General features: G+C 63.6%; 2 protein-coding genes and 2 pseudogenes. 2 read left to right on the forward strand and 2 right to left on the reverse strand.

Annotation, left to right across the window (positions count from 1 at the left end; translation table 11 throughout):
* Window positions 1–356 (reverse strand): annotated as a pseudogene (locus FF041_RS38395) (hypothetical protein); the annotation flags it as partial.
* 96 nt (window positions 357–452) lie between these two features.
* On the opposite strand from FF041_RS38395, the gene FF041_RS34610 reads away from it, so the two are divergent.
* Together FF041_RS34610 and FF041_RS34615 are read left to right on the forward strand one after the other, a co-directional pair.
* On the forward strand, window positions 453–1,079 hold the full coding sequence (locus tag FF041_RS34610) for a hypothetical protein (RefSeq protein ID WP_153526403.1): 627 nt from the start codon (window positions 453–455) through the stop codon (window positions 1,077–1,079).
* 122 nt (window positions 1,080–1,201) lie between these two features.
* Window positions 1,202–1,365: pseudogene (locus FF041_RS34615) on the forward strand (IS5/IS1182 family transposase); the annotation flags it as partial.
* 293 nt (window positions 1,366–1,658) lie between these two features.
* On the opposite strand, the gene FF041_RS38400 reads toward FF041_RS34615, so the two are convergent.
* Window positions 1,659–2,043 (reverse strand): hypothetical protein (locus FF041_RS38400; RefSeq protein WP_407698223.1); only part of this gene is annotated, 385 nt, incomplete at its 5' end.

The raw sequence follows: 2,043 nt of genomic DNA on the forward strand, positions 1-2,043 counted from the left end.
CCGCCGACGGCCACCAGGTCGCCGCCACTGAGCCCACCCCCTATTCCGAGGTCAGGCGGCGGCACCGGTCTCTTTGCCGGTGCGGTGGATGAATTTGCGAACGGCTGGCTCACGCCGCCAGGGGGCCAGGGCGCGTTGAACTCGCGGACGTGGTCCTTGGTGCGGGTGGACTGGACGCGGGCGAGGATGTCGACGCTGCGGTTGCCGAACTCGAGTCCGTGGTCGAGGTCGCGGGCCTGGAGGTGGGCGGTTCCGACGATGGCAAGGCGCATGCCGACGGAACGGGTGAACACCCCGGGTGGCATGGCAGCGGCTTGCTGGTCCCAGCCGAGTGCGGCCTTGCGGTTCCGGCCCACGACCAGCAGGGTACGGCACTCGGCCCCCTGAGCCGTTGCCCTGCAATCGTCGTGAACACCGGGCCGCGCCCGCGCGACTGAGGCAAGCTCAGGCACATGGCTCTCGCAGGTATAGGAGCAATTGCGGCTGCTGGCGTAGCCCTTGTCGGTGTATCCGGGGCACTCCTGGTGGGCCGTTGGCAGATGAAGGCAGCGATGCAGCAGGCGCAAAAGACCTACGACGCGGCTGTTGACGCAGTACGGTCGTCCGCCATAGAGGCCCGCGCTCAGTGGGTGAGAGAAATACGGAGAGAGTCATACAGCGCTTTCCTCCTCGCCATGGATACCACTCAGATCGCTATCGAAGAGGTGTCGACCGAGCACGGGTCTCCCAACGAAGAGATAGCCGCAGCAAGAAAGGACGCCCTTATAGCTTTGGCCGCCCTTCGTCGTCAATTCGCCATTATTCAGATCGAGGGCCCCGATCCCGTTGCCGAAAGCGCCAGCAATATTATCGACACCCTGAACAAGTACCTCAGGAGGTCGGATCGACTGAGGGCCGTTGGTCGGCATCAAGCGCAGATTGAAGCGGCTTACAGACATGCGGACGACTCATTCGGCCAAAACTCGCCACCCCTGCGGTTGAGAACGGTTCACGAGATGGTGATGCAGCGTCCGCACTATAGGCCGGGCTGGGAGTCCTTGCGCGAGACCACCCGGACGGAATTTCCACAAATACTGTAATGGGAGATACAGCAGTACCAGAATCTATTGCATCAAAACCTGAATCAATCTGAGGTGGTTGCGGAACTTACGACGAGGCGAACGTCGTTCCTCACTGCAGCGCGCACGGCCTTGCATGACGCTTGACCCTGCGCCAGCTCGCGCCGTTGTTCGGAAGCTCGAAGTCCGCGGCCGACCACATCATCGACCGCATCGCACCACTGCTCGCGCTGAGACCCCGCCGTGGTTCCGCAAGGGCACTGTGCTCATCGTGGGCGGCACCTTGGTCCCCACGCAGATCGACACGGCGGACCAGTGTCTCAGTGTCGCTTCCTTGAACTGTGATGGCTCATCTAGTGCTACAGAAGTCCGAGCTGGGAAGCCTCGTCCTCGTAGATGCCTCAAGAGACATACCGAACGTAAAGAACATTTCCATTCGAGATCAGCGATCCGGGAGGCGTTGTCCTGGGGATGTTTCACCTTCTTCAGCCCGCTTCCGCTCCACACGGCGGTCGCGTGCTTACGGGCGTCGCCGAAAATGGTCTCGTCTTCCCAGGCGATCTCGCGCAGCGGGACCAGGACTGCGGGCCAAGGCCCGGCTCAGCCCGCGTTCGCGTCTCTGCCGCACCTGCCGATGGCGTCGACGGCGATCCCGAACTCCACGCCGGCCGCCTCCCGCTGTTCCCGCTCCAACCGAGCCGATCCCACCATGAGCGCCCAGATCCCGTGCTCCAGCATCACCCCCGCGGTTCCGTCACCGAGGTTCATGACCGTACCGTCCCCGTCGTAGTGGTCCCAGCCCCGTTCCCTCAGACGGTCGGTCATCCGCTGCAGTTCGGCCTCCCCCGCGAGCTCGGCGGTCGGGATCACATCGCTCACCTGGCAATCGGCACGGTACGGTTCCACCCTGTCGGGAGTGAGCACGGCGATGCCCCGCAAAGCAGCCCGGAGGTCCTGCTCCACCTGCTCAACCGACTTCTCCCCC

The sequence above is a fragment of the Streptomyces jumonjinensis genome, assembly GCF_009600885.1.
GTDB classification, from domain to species: domain Bacteria; phylum Actinomycetota; class Actinomycetes; order Streptomycetales; family Streptomycetaceae; genus Streptomyces; species Streptomyces jumonjinensis.

What these genes read in the sequence shown, in the direction of transcription:
- FF041_RS34610 (WP_153526403.1), top strand. Translation starts at nt 453, where the DNA reads ATGGCTCTCGCAGGTATAGGAGCAATTGCGGCTGCTGGCGTAGCCCTT.